The sequence below is a fragment of the Asanoa ishikariensis genome, assembly GCF_900107455.1.
Classification (GTDB): Bacteria; Actinomycetota; Actinomycetes; order Mycobacteriales; family Micromonosporaceae; genus Asanoa; species Asanoa ishikariensis.
This window is the reverse complement of record NZ_FNQB01000002.1, coordinates 1,029,240-1,049,718: the sequence shown is the minus strand read 5'-3', so window position 1 is coordinate 1,049,718 and position 20,479 is coordinate 1,029,240. Positions and strand designations below refer to the sequence as shown.

The window sequence follows — 20,479 nt, the reverse complement described above, 5'->3', positions numbered from 1 at the left end:
GGTCACGTATAGCGTCCCGACCAGCTTGATGCAACAGGTTCGACCCCAAAGGGGTCGCGTTTGGAGGGACCGAGTGCAGGACACCGATCACGCCGGCACGGCAAAGCACCGAAACGCACGGCGTAATTTCGGCCCTCTCGGCCTGGCGTTCGTAGTAATGATCATTTTAGGCGGCCTGGGCGCCGGCGCGGCATTGTTGCCATCGAGCTTTATCGGCACCTCCAAGAGCTCCACCCAGGGCGCCATCGCCGGCCCGGGCGATAGCGCCTTCGACGCCGACACCAGCGGTGGCGAGGACGGCCCGGACGGCGACGCCTATGGCGACGAAACGCTGTCCGAGCCGTCGCCGACGCCGGTGGAGGCCAGCCCCACCGCTCCCCCGTCGCCCAAGCAGACGCTGCGCAAGGCCACGACCACGCCGAAGAAGACGGCCCCCACGAGCAAGCGGCCGACCTCGAGCGGCGGCACCAAGGTCTCGACCAGCGGCGCCGGCGGGTCCGAGCAGGCCAAGGTGGTGGCGGAGACCAACAAGCAGCGGGCGATGAACGGCTGCGGCGCGGTGACCGTCAACGCCAAGCTCACGAAGGCCGCCCAGCTCCACAGCGTGGACCAGGCGCAGCACAACACGATGTCGCACGACGGCAGCAACGGCAGCAGCCCGTGGGACCGGTCCAAGGCCGCCGGCTACAACAACGCGATCGGCGAGAACGTGGCCATGGGCTACCGCGACGCCGCCTCGGTCATGGACGGCTGGATGAACAGCCCCGGCCACCGGGCCAACATCCTCAACTGCGACGCGAAGGCGATCGGAGTCGGGCTCGCGAAGGCGAGCGACGGCAGCCCGTATTGGACCCAGATGTTCGGATCAGTGAAGTAGCTGTCGCTTAGTCGACAGGCGGCGCGTCGGCGCGGCGGTGGGTCGTTGCCTTCTGCATGACCCAGACCGCCGCCGCCGCGGCGCACGGAGTCCCGTCGTGCGCGTAGCACTGATCAACGAAGGCACCTACCCGTACGCGCCCGGAGGCGTCGGCACCTGGTGCCACCAGATCCTCAACGGGCTCGACGGGCACGAGTTCCACGTCGTCGCGCTCACCGGGCACGGCGGCCCACGCGAGCCCGCCTACCCGGTGCCGAGCTCCGTCACCGCGGTCGACACGTACCCGGTGTGGGACCGACCGATCACCGTCTCCGGCGGGATCGCCCGGCACCGGCGCCGGCGCGCCGCGTCCGCCGCGGCCGTGCTGCTCTGCCGAGGGCTGCTCGGGGACGACCCGCACAGCGCCGGCATGTTCGCCGACGGCCTGCGCCGGCTGACCGAGCTGTCCGGCGACGGCACGCACCCGCTGTTCGGCACGGAACTGCCCGAGGTGCTGCTCGACGCCTGGCAGGCTTCCGCCGGACCGGCCGCGGGCCGGCCTCCGCTGCCCCGGCTGTCCCTGCGCGACGCCCGCTCCGCCGCGGTGCTGCTCGAGCACGCCGTCCGCCCGTTGGCCTGCCGCACCCCCCGGGTGGATCTCTGCCACCCGGCCGCCGCCGGCCTGCCGGTGCTGGTCGCGCTGGCCGCCAAATGGCGCGCCGGCACGCCGTTCCTGCTCACCGAACACGGCGTCTACCTGCGCGAACGCTATCTGGAGCACGGCACCGGGATGCCGCTCGCGGTCAAGACCGTGGTGCTGCGGTTCTACCGCGCACTGGCCCGGCTCGGCTACGAGGAGGCCGCGCTCGTCGCCGCGGTCAGCCGCTTCAACCAGCGCTGGGAGCTGCGGCTCGGCGCCCATCCGGCCAAGGTCGTGGTGGTACCCAACGGGGTCGAGCCGCTGCGCTACCCGCCGCTGGCTACCGAGCCGACGGTGCCGACGGTCACCTGGGTCGGCCGGATCGACCCGCTCAAGGACCTGCACACGCTGATCCGGGCGATGCGCACCATCCGCGACGCGGAACCGCTGGCCCGGTTGCGGCTGGCCGGCCCGGTGCCGGAGACCGGCCGGGAGTACGCGGCGAGCTGTCTCGCCCTGATCGAACGGCTGGGCCTGCGCGACGCGGTCGACCTGTCCGGCCCGGTGACCTGCAGCCGCCAGGCATACGCGGACGGTCACCTGGTCGCGCTGTCGAGCATCTCCGAGGGCCTGCCGTACACGATCATCGAGGCGATGATGTGCGGCCGGCCGACGGTGAGCACCGACGTGGGCGGGGTGTCCGAGGTGGTCGGCAGCACCGGGCTGATCGTGCCGCCCGGCGACCCGGTCGCGTTCGGCCAGGCCTGCCTGGAGCTGCTCGGCGACGGCGAGCGGCGACGGACCCTTGGCGCACACGGCCGGGACCGGGCGCTGGCGCATTTCACCGTCGACCGGATGCTGGCCGCCTACCGCCAGCTCTACACCGACGTCCGAGCGGCGGTGGCGGCATGAGCGCACCCACGGTCGGTCCGCCGCCGCGGTCGATAGCCGACCTGGCGGAGCGGTTCGCCGGCAGCGCCGTGGTGGTCGACGTCGACGAGCTGGTCGCGACGATCGAGGCGGCCGGCATCAGCGACAAGCAGGCGCAGGTGAAGTACGGCGTGCCGACGGTGTTCGCGCTGGGTGAGGCGGTGCTGGCCCAGCTCTGGGCCAGGCGCGGCCAGCCGGGTGCGCTCCCGCCGCGACGGGTGATGGCGCCGTTCGCCCGCGCCGCGCTGGCCCGAGCGGCGCTGTTCCTGACGCCGGCGCTGGCCGCCATCGCCTCCGACGCGACGCTGGACCGGGTCGGCTGGCCACTGCTCGCGATCACGCTGGTGCTCGGCTGGTCGGGCGGTCAGGCGCTGGCCTGCGCCGGGTACGCGCGGGCCGGGCACGGTGCGACCGGTGCGGCTCTGCGCCGGCTCGGGCTCGGCCTGCTGGTCGGTGCGGCCGGGTGCGGCGTCGTGGTCGCCCTCGGTCCGGGCTGGCTGGTCGGCTCGCGCGCGGTCGCGTACCCCGTCTGCGGTGTCGTGCTCGTCGCCTTCGCCGCCGTCGCGGCTGCCCTGATCGGGGACCGGGTCGGGGCGGTGCTGCGCTGGTCGGTGCCGGTCTGGGGGGTCAGCCTCGCGCTGCTGGCCGGAATGGTGCCGCCCTGGGCGCTCGGCGCCGCGGTCGGGCTCGCCGCCGCCCGGGCCTTCGCACCGGCGCTGCGCCGCGACCCACCCGGCGCCCGGGTCCCGGTGCGTACGCCGGTCGGCGCGATGATCGCGTACCTGCTCGTCGGAGCCGGCCAGGCGGGCGCGTTCCTGCTGGTCTCGCGGCTGGAGCCGGGCGCCGGGGCGGCGGCGGTCCCGCTGCTGCTGGCCGTGCCGTTGATCGAGCTGTTCGTCGGCTGGCACGCCGCCGGCGCCGCGGCGGGCCTGGACCTCTACGACGACGTCGCCGCCTACCGCCGCCACCTGCGCGCGCTGGGTGTGGTCACCCTCGCGGCGCTGGTGCCACCGCTGGCGATCGGCGCCGCGCTGGTGGTCGCCGCGTTCCGGCTGCCCTACGAGCTGTCCCGCCACCCGGACGCCCGCGCACTGGTGCTGTCGGCCGCGGCCGGCGTCCTGCTGGCCGGCGCGTGGGCGGCGACGTTGCTGCTCGCCACCCGCGGCCGGCTGGTGCTGGCGGCGCTGCTGGCGCTGGCGCCGGTCGCCTTCGCAGTGGCGCCGGTAGCGGGTTTGCTGGTGGCCGTGCCGACGGGTGGCGCCGACTCGTTGATCCAGGTGTTGTTGCCCGCGACGGTGGCCGGCCTCGCCGCGACCTCGGTGCTCGGCCTCGCCGCCACCGCACACACCGTCTTCCATTCCGGGAGCTACCGATGATCGAGCTGCCCCGCCGGGTACCCGGCGCCTCCACCGCCGGGCCGGCGCCCACCAGGCTGGTGCCGCTCTACGTGCATCCGCACGAGGACCCGCAGGCCTGGGACCCGGACGCGCTGGTCGGCACCACCGTGGTCGTCAACGTGCAGGACGGGCCGGGTGCCGTGCCCGACGAGTCCTACCTCTCGGCGACCGCCCGGCTCGCGCGGGACGGCGTGCCGATGCTCGGCTACGTCGACCTGGGCTACTCGGCACGGCCGATCGCCGACATCCTCGACGACGTCGACCGCTGGAGCGCGTACCCGATGTCGGGGGTCTTCCTCGACCGGTGCCCGACCGGCGCGTTCGGGATGGGTCCGGTGGCGTTGGCCGTGCGGGTCGCCCGTCGGGCCGGCCTGTTCGCGACGGTGCTCAACCCCGGCACGCCGCCCGAGCCGGTCTACCGGGACCTCGGCGTGCCGATCTGCGTGTTCGAGGGTGCCTGGGACAACTACCAGGACTGGACCGGCGAGGGCTCGTTGCCCGGCGACGGCCACCTGATCCACAGCGTGCCGCCGTGGCAGCTCGAACACGCGCGCCGCGTGATGGCCTGGCGCGGTGCCGGCTTCGGCCTGGTCACCGACCGCTGGCCGCCGAGCCCGTGGCAGGGCCTGCCGTCCGACTCACCGCGCCCGCTGGCGGTCGTACCCGGCTGAGCGCGCCGGCCCCGCTGGTGCGGGGCCGGCGGCGCCGGTGGGTCACATGTACTTGTCGGCCTCGTCGCAGGTCTTCTCGGCGGCCCGGATCTTCTTGTCGAACTGCGACTCGGTGTCCGCGGCGAACGCCTCCAGGAGCAGGTCGAGGCACTTGCTGACGACCTTCTTCTGCCGCTCCTGCTCGTTCCGGTCGTTCTTGGAACCGTCCAGCTCCTGCTGCTGGAGGATGTTCGCCGAGTTGACCGAGTCGAGGTTGGTCTGGAGCTCCTCGATCTTCTTGGCCTTGGCGGTGAGGTCCGCGTTCTGTGCGGCGATCTCCACGTTGCCGCGGTCGGTCTCGCCACGCTGCACCACGAACATGCCGCCGAGCACACCGCTGCTGATGAACAGCAACCCGGCGAGGATCGACAGGACGATGACGGCGGTACGCCGAGGCTTGCGCGCCGTCGCCACCGCGGGCATGCCGTAGGGCGGGGCCGACAACGGCTGGTCGGTGTACGGGTGGCCGTAGGCGGGCTGGCCCGAGACCGGCGGGACGGCCGGGACCGCGTACGGGCTGGCGGGCGGCTGGCTGCCGTCCGGGGCCGGCGCGGCGTACGGCTGCGGGGTGGCCGGGGCCGCGTACGGCGACGCCGTGGGCTGGGCCGGTGCGGCGTAGGGAGCCGGCGCCGGTGCGGTGTAGGGCGCGGCCGGCGCGGCGTACGGCGGGGTCGGTGCGGCGTACGGCGCGGTCGGTGCCGCGTACGGGGAAGTCGGCGGCGTGGCCGGCGGGGTAGCGCTGAAGGGAACGGTCGGCGGCTCCGGAGTGGCCGGGGCCATCGGCGTGGTCGATTCGTGGTCAGGGGTTTGCGTCATCGTGAACTCCAGATAGTGCACCGGAGGGTTGCTCCGGAGGGGTTTGTGGAATCGCTCGTGCCACCGGGTCGGATGTGGACACCCGACCCGGAGCGCGAGCAGGAAGCAGTCAGCAGACGGGGAACAGGCGGCAGGCGACGTCGATCGGCACGGCCAGGCCGATGCCCTCGGCGTCCTGCGCCTTGGCGGTGGCGACACCGACCACCTGCTTGGCCGAGTTGATCACCGGTCCGCCGGAGTTGCCGGGGTTGATCGGCGCGCTGAACTGGATCAGCGGTCCGGGCGAGTCGTCCATGGGCCGCATGGCGCTCACCACGCCGGTGGTCACCGAGTCGGTGAGCCCGAGCGGGGCACCGACGACGGCGATCTGCTGGCCGGTCCGCACCCCGTTCGCGGCTGTCGCGAGGCCCGCGAACGAGGCCTTCGACGAGAGCTGGGCCAGGTCGTTGGCCTTGTCGACCTTGACGATGGTGGCCGGCCAGCGGGCGTCCTTGCGCTCCAGGAAGACCTCGCGGCCACCGTCGTCGTACACGTCCTCGACGACGTGGAAGTTGGTGATCAGGTTGGTGCCGCCGCCGGCCTTGGCACCGACCGCGAACGCGGTGCCGGTCACCGGACCGGCGGCGACCCGGAAGACGCTGGGCACGGTGGCCGTCGCGATCGCCTGCGCGTCGAACGCGCTGCCGGCGCGCTCCTCGAGCTTGTCCGCGCGGCTTTCCAGCGCGGCCAGCCGGTCGCTCGCGGCGGCCCGGTCGGAGTCGAGCGCCCGCTCCGCCGTGCCGAGGCGGCTCGACAGATGCAGCGCCCAGGCGCCTTCGGCCGCCACGACGACGGCCAGCGCCGCGATCACCGCGACCACCACCGAACGCCCGCGACGCCCCCGCGCCGTCCCGGACATCAGCGGCGGTGCGGAACCGGGCACACCCGGCAACGGCATCCCGGACACCGGACCAGCGGCGGGGGGAAACCCGGGCGCGGCCCCGTAGTAGCTCGTGGGTGGTGGTCCTGCTGGGTGGTGGTTGGCCTGCGGCGGCGGCCACGCCGGCGCCGGAGGGTGGCTGTGGTCAGCCGACATGTCGCCGTTCACGCTCCTTCTGGGCTCGATGGCCCGCAGGAACGTACCCGCTTGTTGATCTTCCCGCCACCCGTGGTGGATCAAGCGGGACCAATGCGGAGATGCCGGAAAACGCCGGTTCAGCGGCTCGGGACGACCGTCCGTGGCCGCGGCTGGCACTTCGGGCACGAGAACGACGAGCGGTTCATGAACGCCTCTCGGCGCATCGGCGCGCCGCACCGGTTGCAGGGCAGGCCCTCCCGGCCGTACGCGTTCAGGCCCCGCTCGAAATATCCGCTCTCGCCGTTGACGTCGACGTAGAGCGCGTCGAAGCTGGTGCCGCCCGCGCGGATCGCCTCTTCGAGCACGTCGCGGACGTGGCCCAGCAGGCGCAACGCGGCCGGCCTGGTCAGCCGGTCGGTGGGTCGGGTGCCGTGCAGGCTCGCCCGCCACAGCGCCTCGTCGGCGTAGATGTTGCCGACCCCGGAGATCAACGTCTGGTCGAGCAGCGCGCGCTTCACCTCGGTGCGGCGGCGGCGCAGGCCGGCGGCGAAACCCTCGTCGGAGAACTCCGGGTCGATCGGGTCGCGGGCGATGTGCGCGATCTCGTCCGGCAGGTCGGCACCACCCGAGGAGACCGACAGGCCGCCGAACGTGCGCTGGTCGACGAAGCGCAGCTCCGGGTCACCGTCGTCGAACCGGAAGCGGATCCGCAGGTGGGTCTCGTCCGGGGCGCCGGCGGGCTGGAGCAGCATCTGGCCCGACATGCCGAGGTGGCCGACGATCGCGTCGCCGCTGTCCAGCGGGAGCCACAGGTACTTGCCCCGGCGCCGGACGTCGACGACCCGGCGGCCGACGAGCTGGCCGGCGAAGTCGAGCGGGCCCGGCAGGTGGCGGCGGACCGAGCGCGGATGGTGCACCTCGACCGACGCGATCCGCCGGCCGGCGACGTGCTTCTCCAGACCGTTGCGGACGGTCTCGACCTCGGGTAGCTCAGGCACCGGGTAAACCTATTCGGCCGAGGCGGGCGCGGCCACCTTCTCCGTCACCCGAACGGAGAGCTCCCGCCACGCGGACTCGGCCGCGCGCTGCTCGGCCTCCTTCTTGCTGCGGCCGTCGGCGCCGCCGTAGCGGTTGCCGGCCACCACGACCCAGGCCGTGAAGGTCTTGGCGTGGTCGGGGCCGGCCTCGTCGATGCGGTACTCCGGGACGCCGAGGCTCAGCGTCGCGGTCAGCTCCTGGAGGCTGGTCTTCCAGTCCAGCGCGGCACCCCGGCCGGCGGACTCCGCCATCAGCGGGTCGAACAGCCGGTGGATCACCACGGCGGCGGTGTCCAGGCCGTACTGGAGATAGATCGCGCCGAGCAGCGCCTCCAGGGTGTCGGCCAGGATGCTGTTCTTGTCACGCCCGCCGGTGGTCTCCTCACCCTTGCCGAGCAGGAGGTACTGGCCGAGCCCGCCCGGACCGAGCCGCCGGGCCACGTCGGCCAGCGCGCGCATGTTGACGACGCTGGCCCGCAGCTTGGCGAGCTGACCCTCGGGCAGGTCGGGGTGGTTGTTGAAGAGGGCGGTCGTGATCACGACGCCGAGCACCGAGTCGCCGAGGAACTCGAGGCGCTCGTTGGTCGGCAGCCCGCCGTTCTCGTACGCGTAGGACCGGTGGGTCAACGCCCGTTCCAGCATGTCGACGTCGAACCCGATGCCGAACGCCGATTCCAACTGCGCAACAGGTGGTCGCCGCCGCTTGTCGTTTGTCATGTGGTCACCTCGATAAGGTCGGCAAGCGCCGTCGCGATGCGGGCGATCGCGCGGTTTCGGTGCAGGGTCGCGGCGAGCGCGAGGCCCGACGCGATGTCGTCGCCGGTCGCGCCGCCGTGACAGATCACGACGGTGCCGCCGACGCCGAGCAGTGCGGCGGCTCGGGGCGCGGCGCCACCCGGCGGCGGTCCGCCGGCCATGGCGTACGCGCCCTCGATGCCTTTGAGCAGGATGTTTCCGCTGAAGCCGTCGGTCACCACGACATCGGCCCGCTCGCCCGACGAGACGTCGTAGCCCTCGACCAGGCCGACGTAGTGCGCGTCGCCGCCGAGCTTGAGATCCGCCAGCATCGGGTCGGCGGTCCGCCGGGCACGGTCGCCCTTGCCGGGCTCGGTGCCGATGGAGAGCAGGCCGACCCGCGGACGGGCGATGTCGTGCACGACGCTGGCGTACGCGGCTCCGAGCAGGGCGTGCCCGGCCAGCGTGATCGGTCGCGCCTCCAACGAGCCGCCGACGTCGAGCAGCGTCACCGGGCCGGCGACGGCGGGGATGGTGGCGAGCAGCGCGGGGCGCCGGATGCCGGGCCAGCGGCCCAGGCTGAGTACGGCCGCGGTGACGATGGCGCCGGTCGCTCCGGCGGAGAAGAGCGCGTCGGCCGCACCCTCGGCGACGGCCAGGGCGGCACCGCGGACGGTGGTGTCGAAGCGTCCACCGCGCTGTGGCGGGTCGGCCATGCCGACAGCGCCCCACAGGGGTCGCACGGACACCCGGTGGCGGTCGGCGGCCGAAATGGCCGCGATGAACTCGTCGGCCACCTCAGCGGGGCCGACGAGCAGCAGGTGCAGATCGGGGTCAGCCGCGAACGCTCGCAGAGCGCCGTCAACCACGACGGCGGGAGCTCCGTCCCCGCCGAGGAGGTCAACGGCGATCCGCACGGCGACCGGTTCCGGGGAACGTCCAGGAACCGGGTCGCCGGGCGCCGACGCTGCCCGACCCAGGGTCGGGTGCGTCACGCCGAGATCAGACCTCGATGACCTGACGGCCGTTGTAGGTGCCGCAGACACTGCACGCGGTGTGCGGCAGCTTCGGCGACTTGCACTGCGGGCAAGCCACAGTCGCGACCGCCGTGGTCTTCCACTGCGCCCGGCGCGACCGGGTGTTGCTCCGCGACATCTTGCGCTTGGGAACGGCCACGGTAGTTACTTCCCTTCACGGTTAAGTTCAGACAGCGCCGCCCAGCGCGCGTCGACCTGCTCGTGATTGTGATCAGCGGGCAGTTCGTCGAGCAGTCCCCCACACTCGGGGCACAGCCCAGGGCAATCGGCACGGCACACCGGGTTGGTCGGCAGTGCCAGCACCACCGCGTCCCGTGCCGCCGGTTCCAGGTCGATCAGATCACCCTGGACCCGGCCGATCTCGTCCTCGTCGCTCGTCTCGTCCGTGGTGCTGTGCTGGTAGGCGAACAGCTCCTGGATCGGGACTTCCACCGAGTCGCTGATCGGGCGCAGGCAGCGGCCGCACTCGCCGGTGACCGGGACATGGACCGTCCCGGAGACGAGCACGCCCTCGGACACCGACTCGAGTCGCAGATCAAGACCCAACTCGGCGCCTGCCGGCACACCGATCATCTCCAGGCCGAGGTCGGACGGTGCCGAGACGACGCGCTCGATGGTGCGCAGCGCACCAGGACGCCGGGGCAGTTCTCGAGTATCGAGAACCAGCGGGGCGCGGGGGTCGAGGTTGTTCTGCGTGTTTTTTGGCATAGTCAGACTCCGGCCTAGCGAGGCCGACATGCCAGGTTACCCGAGGCGTGCCGGACAGGGCCAACCGGGCCGGCAACCGGTCAGAAGGGCAGCGGACGTTCGTTTTCCTCGCCGACAAAGGTGCCGATCTCGCGCAGCGCGTGCATCTTGTCGCGCCCTCGCTCGATCGAGGCTAGCGCGCGGGTCAGGAACTGCTCGAAGTTGGCCAGCGCGGTGTCGACGTAGTCGTCGACCTCTTCCCGCAGCCGCTGCGCCTCGGCCCGGGCCTCGGAGATTATCCGGGCGCCCTCGTGCTCGGCGCTGACGGTGATCTCGTTGACCGACACCAGCCGGGCGTGCTCGGCCTCGCCTTCGCTGATGATCCGGTCGGCCTCACGCTTGCCGGCGTCCATGATCTTGTCGCGCTCGTCGAGGAGCGCGGCCGCCCGCCGCAGCTCGCTGGGCAGGTCGGCGCGGAGCTCGTCAAGCTTGGCGATCATGGGACCGCGATCGACCATGGCGCTGTTTCGCGACATCGGGACCGCACGCGCGTGCTCCACAATCGCGATGATCTCGTCGATCTGCTCGAACGGATCCACCGCACTCTCCTGTCATCTTTCGGCCGGCGGCCGGACGGCTGCTCCATCCATGATGCGGCCCGGAGGCGACACCGTGCCCATTCCGGATCGGCGCGTCGCCCTATGTATCGAGGGGCCTACGCACCAGGTATCGAACCACGACGATCGGTCGACCGGTAGGTCAGCGGACCCCGTTGGCGGCGAGTCGGTCGCGCAGAGCGTCCAGGACGTGGTCGGGCACGTGCGCGGACACGTCACCGCCCCATTTCGCCACCTCTTTGACGAGGCTCGACGAAAGGAACGAGTAGAGCGGGTTGGTCGGCATGAACAGGGTCTCCACCCCGGCGAGCCCGATGTTCATCTGCGCCATCTTGAGCTCGTAGTCGAAGTCGCTGACCGCCCGCAGGCCCTTGACCACGACGGCCGCCTGCACCGTCCGACAGAAATCGACCAGCAGACCCTGGAACGACTCGATCCGGACGTTTCCGTAACCGCTGGTCGCCTCGCGGAGCATCTCGATGCGCTCGTCGACGGTGAACAACCCGGTCTTCGACTGGTTGATCAACACGCCGACGATCACCTCGTCGAACAGCCGGCTCGCCCGGCCGATGATGTCCAAGTGACCATTGGTGACCGGGTCGAACGATCCGGGACACACCGCACGCCTCATGATCGGCGACCGTACCAAAGCGTCGTCTCCCCATAACGTCGACTGCGCACCGACGTGACCCCCTCCACCTGCGGCGGCGGCCCGCTCCGCGAGGAGCGCTCGAAAATCACCAGGGCGTCCGGGGCCAGCCAGCCGCCGCCGACCAGCGCGGTCGCCGTCTCGGCGATCTCCTCGTCGGTCACCGCGTACGGAGGGTCGGCGAACACCACGTCGTAGGGCTCGCCATCGGGCCCGCGGCCGAGGACCGTGGCGACCCGGTCGACGACCAGTCGCGCGGCGGGCTCGGCGCGCAGCGTGGTCAGGTTGACCTGGATCGTGCGCGCCGCCCGGCCGTCGGACTCGACCAGCAGGACGTGGGCGGCACCCCGCGACAGCGCCTCGAGCCCGACCGCGCCCGAGCCCGCGTAGAGGTCGGCGAACCGGGCGCCGTCGAGGTCGACCATCGAGTCGATGCTGCTGAACAATGCCTCGCGTACCCGGTCAGAGGTGGGCCGGGTGCCCTCGCCAGGCGGTGCCGCCAGCCGGCGCCCGCCCAGCGTGCCCGCGACGATGCGGGTCATGACTGCCTGCCCATAACCGTGCAGGCTACTCGTCCGGTCGGGGAGGCACCGCGTCCCGCACCGCGACTTTCGGGGATCGAAAAGTGACGTGTCGTATATCAACGGTCACGAATCGATATCACCATCCTTAGGTCCAGCTGATAACGGCGTGTCCGTTTTAGAAACCGCTAAGGTCTCCGCCTGTGCCGGCTGCCGCCCAGCCGACGCGAAACGTGTGAGGCCTCGAACCGTGCCACGACCGACCTATGTCGACGGTGGCCGCGGGTGCCTTGACCCTGCCTGCAAGCCCCCACCTGTCAGGAGTACGCGTGTTCCACATCCCATCCACAGTGCGGCGACCGCTCGCCGTCGCAGGGGCCGCCGTCGTCGGCCTCGCCGCGGCGGTCGTCCTCGGCCAGGCCCCGGCCAGCGCCCACCACCCTGAGGTCTCAGGCACCGCGACGTGCGTCGACGGCAAGTGGCAGGTCGCGTGGGAGGTCGCCAACAGCGAGCAGGACCTCGCCGGCGACATCGTCAGCGCGACCTTCGACCCGACCTTCGAGAGCGACACCATCAAGGCCGGCGCGACCCTGCCGGCGTTCGCTGGTGACGCCAGCCTGCTCAAGGCCACCCAGACGCTCGACGCCAACGTGACCAAGGCTTCGCTGAGCGTCGAGGCGCACTGGAAGCGCGGCCGCAAGGACCACTCGGCGACCAGGGGCGCGACCGTCAACATCCCCAAGGGCGGCTGCCGGACCTCGAAGCCGGCGGTGGCGTTCACCGACGACTGCGCCGGTCAGGTCACTGTGGTGGTGTCCAACGGCAGCGAGGCGACCGGTCGCCTGCGCTACAAGGTGCTGGTCGGCGACAAGGAGATCACCAAGGGCATCGTCGAGATCGGCAAGTCCTCCGAGCCGTTCGTGGTGCCGGCCAGTGAGGACGAGACGCCCGTCAAGGTCGTGGTCACGAGCCGCGACAAGGTGATCGGCGAGCACACGTGGGAGGGTCCGGAAGGCGGCTGCGAGCCCGAGGTCGCCGTCGACCAGACCTGTGACGACCTGAGCATCTCGGTCACGAACCCGCCGGAGGGCCTCGAGTTCGAGGTCGTGTTCACCCCCAGCACCGGCGAGCCGCAGACCATGAAGGTGGAGAAGGGCAAGACCGCGACGGTCACCTTCCCGGCCTCCGACGGCCTGACCGTCACGCCGAGCATCGGTGGCGAGGACCTCGACCCGATCGCCTGGACGAAGCCGGAAGGCTGCGACGAGGACACCCCGACCCTGCCGTTGACCGGCGCCAACACCGGTGCCATCGCCGGCAGCGCGGGCGGCCTGCTGGTCCTCGGCGGCGCCGTGTTCTACGTCGCCCGTCGTCGTCGCCTCCGCTTCACCGCCTGAGGCTGACTAGTTAGTCGACACAGCGCGCCACCCCTCACTACCAGGGGTGGCGCGCTTGTCTGTGTCCACTGACACGTTGCCGTCAGCGAACCCCGACCTCCAGCCAGGCGTCCTTATTCTGGTTGGGTCGATCTGGGGGGAGCTCGTAAAACCGTGTCCACATCTGCGACCAGAACCTGGGAAGGCATGTCCATCCCGAGTGCTGGTGTCTACAAACTGGACCAAGCGCACAAGCGCGTGGGCTTCCTCGCGCGGCACATGATGGTCAGCCCGGTCCGGGGCGAGTTCCGCGAAGCCAACGCGCAGATCGTGGTCGGCGAGGATCCGCTGGCGTCATCGGTGACCGCGATCATCAACACGGGCAGTCTGACCACGCACAACGCGGACCGGGACACCCACCTGCGTGGCCCCGACTTCCTCGACGTCGAACGCTTCCCCCTGATGCGCTACCGCAGCACCGGCATGTCCTGGAAGGGCGCCGACGACCCGATCTTCCTGTGGGCCAGGCTCCGCAACAACAAGCTCAACCGGCGGGTCACCGGCCCCGAGCCGACACCGGGACCGGTCCGCTTCACCCTGCACGGCCAGCTCACGGTCCGCGACGTGACCCGCTCGGTCGACCTGCGCGTCGAGTGGGGCGGCGCCCGTCGCGACCCGTACGGCCAGGACATCTTCGGTTTCAGCGCGAGCGCCGAGATCGAACGCGAGGACTACGGCCTGCTGTGGAACGTAGCCCTCGAAAGCGGCGGCGTCCTGGTCGGCAAGACGGTGCACATCGAGATCGCCGGCGAGGCCCTCCGCGCCGACTGACGCCGTTCCACGCGTCAGGGAGACGGCGACGCGGATGGGGACGGCGCGGCGCCCGGTTGCGCCTCACTGTCGCAGGCGGCACGCCGGAGCTTGTCGCGCAGAGCGACGTCGAGCGGCGGTGCGGGTCCCGGCCGCACACTGCCGTCCGGTGCGACCTCGAAACCAAGCACCGCGGCGGTGTCGCTGTCCGCCGGGGCGACCGGGCCGAGACACGCGACGGCCAGCGCGACGACCGAGGCGGGTCGCGCACGGTTCGCGGCGAGTTGGGCCACCGTCAACGGATACCGCCAGGTGACCTCGGCCTTGCCTGCCGCGTCGGTCGGCTCCGAATAGACGCGGCGAATGGCGCTGCCCCGACGCAGTTGGTGGCGGGGCAAGGCGATCGCGACGCCGACCCGTTCCGCGTGGTCGACCTGGAGACTGAAGGTGACACCGGTCTCGCCGACCGGAGCGGTCATCGACACGGTGCCGGGAGCGGGCCGGCCGTCCTTACACGCTTCGGCGCCGAGGTACTCCAGCTTTCCTTCCGGGCTCTTGGGCGCGACGTACGAGTGGCTCACGAACCGTTGCTCCGGGGTCTCCCGCGACAGCAGGCGCGCCCCGGTGCGGGCGGGCTCCTCGGTGTGCCGACCGACGAGCAGCCAGCGCGTCTCGAGCCACTTGGTGTAAGCCTCCTCGACGGGGGTCGCCCAGGCAGTACCCGACGAAGCCGAGGGTGCATCCGCTGTCGAACCGATCCGTCTGTGGGAACGACAGACCTGGCCCGCTGCGGGCGTAGTTTCCGATCGGACCGGTCGTGACGCCGTAGTACTCCCAGCCATACACCGGAGCACCGACGCACGCGGCTGGGCTCAGCCGCCCGCTCCGAACAGCCACCCGTTCTGGACCAGCGCGATCCGCACACCAAGGAGAACGAGGAACAGCACCGCCACGACCAGCCACCAGGGCGATGGCCAACGGTGCCGTGCCTGGTAGTCGCCCGGAGGCTGGACCCCCGAGTCGGAGTCCGAGCCCGTGGACGGGTCGGTCGTCTCGATTGACTCGGTCTGCTCCGTGCTGCCGCGCTGCGGCGGAGTGGTCACGCCGCATGGTCCCACCGCCCGAGATGGGGCGGAAGTCGCCCAATCGAGGCGATCTCGCCGCTCAGGCCGAGCCGGCGCAGCCCGCGGGTGGGGTGGCCAGCTTCGGGACCGTCTCGATGATCGGGTTCGAGAACACGATCGCCCACTGGCCGGCGGCCTCGTACGACTTCGGCACTGTGACCTGGATCGTGACCTCGCGGTCGACGGTCGTCAGCACCGTCGCGTCCGGGGTGACCACGTCGTGCCAGCAGACCTTGTCGAGCAGGCTGACCAGGTCGGTCTGCGGGAAGGTCGGCGCCGGGACGCCGCAGGCCAGGGTGATCGCCGGGTCACCGTAGGCGGCGTTCTGCTCCGTGCCCGCCGTCACCGGTCGCTGGGCCCGGTCGCGGAGCGCCTGCGGAAGCTGCGAGAGCAGGGCGCGACATAGAGTCGTGGCACGGGGCGACAGCGTCGGCGCGGTCATCGTCACCGGTGTCGTCGCCTGCGGCGCCGGGGCTGAGGTGGCCGGCGCGGCTTTGGGCTCGTCAGGCGAAAAGCGCCAGAAGGACAGCAGCACCACGATTACGGCCAGCGGAATGGCAACCGCGGTCGCTAGCAGGGCGGCCTGGCGGGTCGAACGGTCCACTCAGAGATGCACCACCGAACAGGTGATCGTGCGGGTGATTCCGGGAACGAGCTGCACCCGGGAAACGATCATCTTCCCGAGCTCGTCAAGGGTGTGTGCCTCGGTCAACGCGATCACCTCGTATGGTCCGGTTACGGCGTCGACCCGGACCACGCCCGGAATATCCGAGATTGACGCGGCCACGTCACGCGCCTTTCCTACCTCGGTCTGGATGAGGATGTACGCCTGGACCACGACCCGTCTCCAATCGCCGCCAACGGCACGAGAAGTGAAACTACCGCAACGGAGCAGGCACCGAACCCGGAGGTTACTGGTGAGTGTGGCTCGCACGGGCGAGTTCGGGCTGATCGCCCGGGTTACCGCCCGGCTTCAGCCCGGCCCAGGCACGCTGCTGGGCCCGGGTGACGACGCCGCGATCGTCGCCGCGCCCGACGGTCGCGTGGTGGCGTCCACCGACGCTCTGGTCGAAGGTCGCCACTTCCGTCGCGACTGGGCCAGTGGGGTCGAGATCGGGCATCGCGCGGCCGCGGCCAACCTGGCCGACATCGCCGCGATGGGTGCGACGCCGACGGCGCTGCTGGTGGCGCTCTGCGCTCCGCCGGGCCTGGACGCCCGCTGGGCCGAGGACCTGGCCGACGGGCTGGCCGCCGAGGCCGCCACGGTCGGCGCCGCCGTGGTCGGCGGTGACATGGCCGGCAGCCCGACGCTGACCATCGCCGTGACCGCGCTCGGCGACCTGGCTGGCCGGCGCCCGGTGACCCGCGACGGCGCCCGGGCCGGCGACGTGGTCGCGCTCTGCGGCCGGGTCGGCTACGCCGCGGCCGGCTACACCGTGCTCAGCCGCGGCTTCCGCACCCCGGTGCTGCTCGTCGATGCGTACCGGCGGCCGAAGGTCCCGTACGCCGCCGGGCCGGCGGCCGCGCGGGCCGGCGCGACCGCGATGCTCGACGTCTCCGACGGCCTGCTCCAGGACCTCGGGCACATCGCGCGGGCGAGCAAGGTGGCGATCGACATCGACCGCTCGGCGTTCGAGGTGCCGCCGCAGATGCGGGACGCGGCGCAGGCACTCGGCGTCGACCCGTACCACTGGGTGCTCGGCGGCGGCGACGACCACGCGCTGGCCGCGACCTTCCCGTCCGACCGGACCCTCCCGGAGGGCTGGCGGGAAATCGGCCGGGTCGGCGAGGGTACGGGCGTCACGGTCAACGGCAAGCCGCCAAAGGGCCCGCTCGGCTGGGACCACTTCGCTTCGTAAAAAGGGGAACCTCGATGGGGCGTCGTGGCAAGTAGGGGTATGACCACGACGACCACGGGAGCCGACATCGGCGCCGACCCGGCGGATCTGGCCGGCATGTTCACCGCCTACGGGCGGGACCTGTTGCGCTACTGCACCCGCCGGGTCGGCGAGCACGTCGCCGAAGACGTCGTGGCGGAAACGTTCCTCGTCGCGTACGAGCAGCGGTTCCGCTATGACCCCAGCCGGGGTGGTGTCCTGCCATGGCTCTACGGCATCGCGACCAACCTGCTGCGGCGGCACCGGCGCACCGAGATCCGGGCGCTGCGGGCGCTCGCCGACACCGAGCCAGGGCCGGACGCGGCCACGGATCGGGTCGACGCCCAGCGCACCGTCCGCAAGCTCGCCGCCGTGCTCGCCGGGCTGCCCCGGCGCCAGCGCGACGTGCTGCTCCTGTTCGCGGTGGCGGAGCTCGACTACGCCGAGATCGCCACGGCCCTCGACATCCCACCCGGCACGGTCCGGTCGGCCCTGCACCGGGCGCGCGCGAAGGTTCGCGCCGCCCTCACCCCAGAAGGAGATAAGCCGTGAACCGCGCCGATCCCGACATCATCGCCATCCGCGACCTGCCGCCGGGCAGCGTCGAACCGACCGACGAGTCGGTCTCCCGCACCTGGCACGCCATGACCCGCCGCCAGGTGCCACCGGCCCGGTCCCGGTTCCGCCGTTGGGTGCCGGCCGCCGCCGCGCTGGTGGTCGCCGGCCTGGCCACGACCGGCGTGGTGGCCCTCCAGGGCGGTGGCGCCGACCCGGGGATCGGGGTCGGCAGCGCGCCGTCGAGCCCGAAGGTGGCTGATCCTTCGGCCGCCGGGCCCAAGGGCGGCGGCGCCCCGACCGGCGGTGCCGACAAGGCCGCGCCCCCGCTCCCGCTGGGCTCCAGCAAGTCGATCAACGCCCGGCAGTCGCTCGACCGGCTCGCCGCCAAGGTGGCGGGCTCGCCGACGCGAACGGTCCAGCCGGGTCAACTGATCTACACCCGGATGTACGGGGTGACCTCGAGCGTCAACATCGGCGAGGACTCGGCGCCGGTGCTGGCCGCTGACGAGGCCGAGTTCTGGTTCACACCGCAGGGCATGACCGCCGTCAAGGTCATTCAGAACGGCGCGGAGAACCCGACGAGTGCCGACACGGGCGCGACGGTCGACAAGCCGTACATCTGGCAACCGACGCCGGAGTGGCTGGCGGCGCTGCCGACGCAGCCGGCCGCGCTGCGGAACGAGCTGCTGGAGGGCATCAGGAACGACAAGTGGAGCGACGACCACCTGCTGGCCAAGGAGATCGGCGAGTTGCTGGTCAGCTCCGAGCTGCTGCTCCCGGCCGACGTGCGGGTGGCGATGCTCAAGTCGATCAAGAGCTGGAAGGGGCTGTCGGCCCGCGAGACCGTCTTCGACGGGAAGCGAGTCTGGGCGATCCGGCAGACCGAGCAAGGTCGCTTCGACGAACTGCTCTTCGACCCGACCACGGGGCGGGCCGTCGGGCGGGCGTCGGGGATCGGCGGCACGGTCAGCTATCAGGTCCTCTGGACCCACAAGATCGTCGCGAAGGCCGGCGACCGCTCGGAGTGATCGTCGCTACAGCGGCGGCGGCCGGTTACCCACCGGTCGCCGCCGTACCGTCGTGTCCGTGGAGCATCTGGACATACGGCGGTTGCCGTTCACCGCGCCCGAGTCAGCGGCGCTGGTCACCGAACTGATGACCGACCTCGGCGCCCGTTACGGCAGCTCGGGTGACGACACCCCGGTCGACCCGACCGACTTCGATCCGCCCGGCGGCGACTTCCTGGTCGCGTTCCTCGACGGAGAGCCGGTGGGCTGCGCGGGCTGGCGCGGTCACGGCACCGAGGAAGCCGAGCTCAAGCGGATGTACACCGCGCCCGCCGGCCGCCGCCGAGGCGTGGCCCGGGCCGTGCTGCGCGCCATCGAGGACTCCGCCCGGGAGGCGGGGCGCAAGCGGGTGATCCTGGAGACCGGCGACAAGCAGCCCGAGGCGATCGCGTTCTACGTCGCCAACGGCTACGAGCGGATCCCGGACTTCGGCTACTACCGCGACGAGCCAGGGGTCAGGTCGTTCGGCCGCAAGTTGTGAGCATGACAAGCCGCCGGGTCCATGGACCCGGCGGCTTGTGAGAGATCTCGATCGCGCCTTAGGCGCGAGTGACCTTGCCCGCCTTGATGCACGAGGTGCAGACCTGCATCTTGCGGGTGTTGCCACCACCGGCCGGGGTGCGCACCGTCTGGATGTTGGGGTTCCAGCGGCGGTTGGTCCGCCGGTGCGAGTGGGAAACGTTGTGGCCGAAGCCCGGCCCCTTGCCACAGACGTCGCACACGCTAGCCACGGGTTACTCCTGGGATCTGGTCGCCTTGGGGGTTGCTTGGTGGGTCCACGCCGACCAGGCAACCTGTCGAGAATACCCGACCCCTGTCGCACCCGGCGAATCGGCTCCCACCGCAGCGCGCGGCGGGGTTGACTGGAGGGCGGGAGGTCGTCATGAGGGTACTGCTCGCGGGCGCCACGGGCGCCATCGGGACGCCGCTGATCCAGCGACTGGTCGCCTACCACCACGAGGTCATCGGGATCACGCGGTTGCTGGCCAACACCCGGCGACTGGAGGCGTTCGGCGCGAAGACGCTGGTCGCCGACGTGCTGGACCGAGAAGACCTGCTGCGGGCCGTATCCGGGCTGCAGGCCGACGTGGTGATCCACGAGTGCACGGCCCTGACCCGGCCGCCACTGCGCTTCCACGACATGGACAAGACCAACTCGCTGCGTACGGTCGGCAGCGCCAACCTGGTCGCCGCGGCCCGCGAGGTCGGCGCGAAGCGCTTCCTGACCCAGTCGATCGTGTACGGCTACGGGTACGGCGACCACGGCACGACGCCGCTGACCGAGGCCGACCCGTTCGGCGTGCCGGCCGAAGGCCCGCTCGGCCCGATCATGGACGCCTTCCACGAGGCCGAGTCGACGGCGTACGACACGGCCGGGCTGGAGGGCATCGCGCTGCGGTACGGCCTCTTCTACGGGGGCGATCCGGGGACAAAACGGATGATCGACGCAGTACGCAAGCGGCGCTTCCCGGTGATCAAGGGTGGCGGCGGCGAGATCCCCATGGTCCACCTGGACGACGCGGCGTCGGCCACCGTGGCGGCGATGGAGAAGGGGCGGGCGGGGAGCGCGTACAACATCGTCGATGGTGTTCCCGTGACCTGGGGCGAGTTTCTCGACGAGATGGCCAGCCTGGTCGACGCCAAGCCACCGATGCGGGTGCCCGCACCGGTGCTGCGCTACACGGCGCCGTACGGCTACACGGCGATGACCACCTCGATGCGGGTCTCGAACGACCGGGCCCAGAACGAGCTCGGCTGGTCGCCGGCGGTCGTCGACTACAAGCAGGGCCTGCGGATGGTCGCCACGGAGTAGCTCAGACCTCGATCCTGGTGCGGCCGGCGGCGTACCGCGTCGCCTCCGATCGAGAGATCCATCGACATGGTAGGTCTCGGCCGCCAGGGGTGATCTCCCTCGAACCGACAGTGCTGAGCACCGGGTCGGGATCGACGGAGTTGTCAGGCCCAACCGTTAGGCTCG

At 71.6% G+C, this 20,479-nt stretch carries 26 protein-coding genes; 11 read left to right on the top strand and 15 right to left on the bottom strand.

Features of this window, described 5'->3' with window-relative positions; genetic code table 11:
• Window positions 1–73: 73 nt before the first annotated feature.
• From BLV39_RS19195 to BLV39_RS19180, 4 genes are all read left to right on the top strand, one after another.
• Window positions 74–877, top strand: a complete 804-nt coding sequence (locus BLV39_RS19195; RefSeq protein ID WP_176984978.1) for a CAP domain-containing protein — start codon at window positions 74–76, stop codon at window positions 875–877.
• Between the two features lie 97 nt (window positions 878–974).
• Window positions 975–2,408 carry a GT4 family glycosyltransferase PelF gene (pelF, locus tag BLV39_RS19190; RefSeq protein WP_176984977.1) on the top strand — a complete coding sequence of 478 codons (1,434 nt, stop codon included), beginning with the start codon at window positions 975–977 and terminating at the stop codon, window positions 2,406–2,408.
• Complete coding sequence (locus BLV39_RS19185) at window positions 2,405–3,802, top strand: hypothetical protein (protein WP_090794148.1); 1,398 nt, start codon at window positions 2,405–2,407, stop codon at window positions 3,800–3,802. Before pelF ends, BLV39_RS19185 begins: the two co-directional genes overlap by 4 nt.
• Window positions 3,799–4,494, top strand: coding sequence for a spherulation-specific family 4 protein (locus tag BLV39_RS19180; RefSeq protein WP_090794144.1), 696 nt, complete (start codon window positions 3,799–3,801; stop codon window positions 4,492–4,494). The genes BLV39_RS19185 and BLV39_RS19180 overlap by 4 nt, the downstream gene beginning before the upstream one ends.
• Window positions 4,495–4,536: 42 nt before the next feature.
• Here the strand turns inward: BLV39_RS19180 and BLV39_RS43045 are convergent, their stop codons facing one another.
• From BLV39_RS43045 to rsmD, 10 genes are all read right to left on the bottom strand, one after another.
• Window positions 4,537–5,349 carry a hypothetical protein gene (locus BLV39_RS43045; RefSeq protein ID WP_176984976.1) on the bottom strand — a complete coding sequence of 271 codons (813 nt, stop codon included), beginning with the start codon at window positions 5,347–5,349 and terminating at the stop codon, window positions 4,537–4,539.
• 109 nt (window positions 5,350–5,458) lie between these two features.
• On the bottom strand, window positions 5,459–6,424 hold the full coding sequence (locus BLV39_RS19170; protein ID WP_090797539.1) for a S1C family serine protease: 966 nt from the start codon (window positions 6,422–6,424) through the stop codon (window positions 5,459–5,461).
• A 119-nt stretch (window positions 6,425–6,543) separates the two neighbouring features.
• Window positions 6,544–7,404 (bottom strand): bifunctional DNA-formamidopyrimidine glycosylase/DNA-(apurinic or apyrimidinic site) lyase, encoded by an 861-nt coding sequence (gene mutM / locus BLV39_RS19165; protein WP_090794136.1) that lies wholly within the window; start codon window positions 7,402–7,404, stop codon window positions 6,544–6,546.
• Window positions 7,405–7,413: 9 nt separating this feature from the next.
• On the bottom strand, window positions 7,414–8,160 hold the full coding sequence (gene rnc / locus BLV39_RS19160) for a ribonuclease III (protein WP_090794132.1): 747 nt from the start codon (window positions 8,158–8,160) through the stop codon (window positions 7,414–7,416).
• Window positions 8,157–9,158, bottom strand: coding sequence for a phosphate acyltransferase PlsX (locus tag BLV39_RS19155; protein WP_373315395.1), 1,002 nt, complete (start codon window positions 9,156–9,158; stop codon window positions 8,157–8,159). Before BLV39_RS19155 ends, rnc begins: the two co-directional genes overlap by 4 nt.
• A 22-nt stretch (window positions 9,159–9,180) precedes the next feature.
• A complete protein-coding gene (gene rpmF, locus BLV39_RS19150) occupies window positions 9,181–9,354 on the bottom strand; it encodes a 50S ribosomal protein L32 (protein ID WP_090794126.1) in 174 nt (57 codons plus the stop codon).
• A gap of 5 nt (window positions 9,355–9,359) precedes the next feature.
• Entirely contained in the window at window positions 9,360–9,923 is a 564-nt protein-coding gene (locus tag BLV39_RS19145; protein ID WP_090794122.1) for a YceD family protein, read from the bottom strand.
• Between the two features lie 80 nt (window positions 9,924–10,003).
• On the bottom strand, window positions 10,004–10,501 hold the full coding sequence (locus tag BLV39_RS19140; RefSeq protein ID WP_089254969.1) for an SPFH domain-containing protein: 498 nt from the start codon (window positions 10,499–10,501) through the stop codon (window positions 10,004–10,006).
• Window positions 10,502–10,661: 160 nt separating this feature from the next.
• Window positions 10,662–11,150, bottom strand: coding sequence for a pantetheine-phosphate adenylyltransferase (gene coaD / locus BLV39_RS19135; RefSeq protein ID WP_090794119.1), 489 nt, complete (start codon window positions 11,148–11,150; stop codon window positions 10,662–10,664).
• Window positions 11,147–11,710 carry a 16S rRNA (guanine(966)-N(2))-methyltransferase RsmD gene (gene rsmD / locus BLV39_RS19130; RefSeq protein WP_090794116.1) on the bottom strand — a complete coding sequence of 188 codons (564 nt, stop codon included), beginning with the start codon at window positions 11,708–11,710 and terminating at the stop codon, window positions 11,147–11,149. The genes coaD and rsmD overlap by 4 nt, the downstream gene beginning before the upstream one ends.
• 308 nt (window positions 11,711–12,018) lie before the next feature.
• On the opposite strand from rsmD, the gene BLV39_RS19125 reads away from it, so the two are divergent.
• Window positions 12,019–13,086: an LPXTG cell wall anchor domain-containing protein gene (locus tag BLV39_RS19125; RefSeq protein WP_143049811.1), complete on the top strand. Its 1,068-nt coding sequence runs from the start codon at window positions 12,019–12,021 to the stop codon at window positions 13,084–13,086.
• A 186-nt stretch (window positions 13,087–13,272) separates the two neighbouring features.
• Window positions 13,273–13,896 carry a YceI family protein gene (locus BLV39_RS19120; protein ID WP_090794110.1) on the top strand — a complete coding sequence of 208 codons (624 nt, stop codon included), beginning with the start codon at window positions 13,273–13,275 and terminating at the stop codon, window positions 13,894–13,896.
• 14 nt (window positions 13,897–13,910) lie between these two features.
• Here the strand turns inward: BLV39_RS19120 and BLV39_RS19115 are convergent, their stop codons facing one another.
• The 4 genes from BLV39_RS19115 to BLV39_RS19100 form a co-directional block, all read right to left on the bottom strand.
• A complete protein-coding gene (locus tag BLV39_RS19115; protein WP_090794107.1) occupies window positions 13,911–14,456 on the bottom strand; it encodes a hypothetical protein in 546 nt (181 codons plus the stop codon).
• A 291-nt stretch (window positions 14,457–14,747) separates the two neighbouring features.
• Window positions 14,748–14,978: a hypothetical protein gene (locus tag BLV39_RS19110; RefSeq protein ID WP_090794102.1), complete on the bottom strand. Its 231-nt coding sequence runs from the start codon at window positions 14,976–14,978 to the stop codon at window positions 14,748–14,750.
• 61 nt (window positions 14,979–15,039) lie between these two features.
• Window positions 15,040–15,603: a DUF3515 family protein gene (locus tag BLV39_RS19105; RefSeq protein ID WP_090794099.1), complete on the bottom strand. Its 564-nt coding sequence runs from the start codon at window positions 15,601–15,603 to the stop codon at window positions 15,040–15,042.
• Complete coding sequence (locus BLV39_RS19100) at window positions 15,604–15,837, bottom strand: Lrp/AsnC ligand binding domain-containing protein (protein WP_089254975.1); 234 nt, start codon at window positions 15,835–15,837, stop codon at window positions 15,604–15,606.
• A 79-nt stretch (window positions 15,838–15,916) separates the two neighbouring features.
• Between BLV39_RS19100 and BLV39_RS19095 the strand changes: the two genes are divergently transcribed.
• The 4 genes from BLV39_RS19095 to BLV39_RS19080 all read left to right on the top strand — a co-directional run bounded on the left by BLV39_RS19095 (window position 15,917) and on the right by BLV39_RS19080 (window position 18,982).
• A complete protein-coding gene (locus BLV39_RS19095) occupies window positions 15,917–16,858 on the top strand; it encodes a thiamine-phosphate kinase (RefSeq protein ID WP_239083839.1) in 942 nt (313 codons plus the stop codon).
• A 39-nt stretch (window positions 16,859–16,897) separates the two neighbouring features.
• Complete coding sequence (locus tag BLV39_RS19090; protein WP_090794093.1) at window positions 16,898–17,428, top strand: RNA polymerase sigma factor; 531 nt, start codon at window positions 16,898–16,900, stop codon at window positions 17,426–17,428.
• The gene (locus BLV39_RS19085) at window positions 17,425–18,462 is read left to right on the top strand and encodes a hypothetical protein (protein ID WP_090794090.1); all 1,038 of its coding nucleotides are present in this window, start codon (window positions 17,425–17,427) and stop codon (window positions 18,460–18,462) included. The genes BLV39_RS19090 and BLV39_RS19085 overlap by 4 nt, the downstream gene beginning before the upstream one ends.
• Before the next feature lie 73 nt (window positions 18,463–18,535).
• Window positions 18,536–18,982: a GNAT family N-acetyltransferase gene (locus tag BLV39_RS19080; protein WP_373315396.1), complete on the top strand. Its 447-nt coding sequence runs from the start codon at window positions 18,536–18,538 to the stop codon at window positions 18,980–18,982.
• A 58-nt stretch (window positions 18,983–19,040) separates the two neighbouring features.
• Here the strand turns inward: BLV39_RS19080 and rpmB are convergent, their stop codons facing one another.
• Entirely contained in the window at window positions 19,041–19,232 is a 192-nt protein-coding gene (gene rpmB / locus BLV39_RS19075) for a 50S ribosomal protein L28 (protein ID WP_089254979.1), read from the bottom strand.
• 152 nt (window positions 19,233–19,384) lie between these two features.
• Between rpmB and BLV39_RS19070 the strand changes: the two genes are divergently transcribed.
• The gene (locus tag BLV39_RS19070) at window positions 19,385–20,314 is read left to right on the top strand and encodes an NAD-dependent epimerase/dehydratase family protein (protein WP_090794087.1); all 930 of its coding nucleotides are present in this window, start codon (window positions 19,385–19,387) and stop codon (window positions 20,312–20,314) included.
• Window positions 20,315–20,479 lie beyond the last annotated feature (165 nt).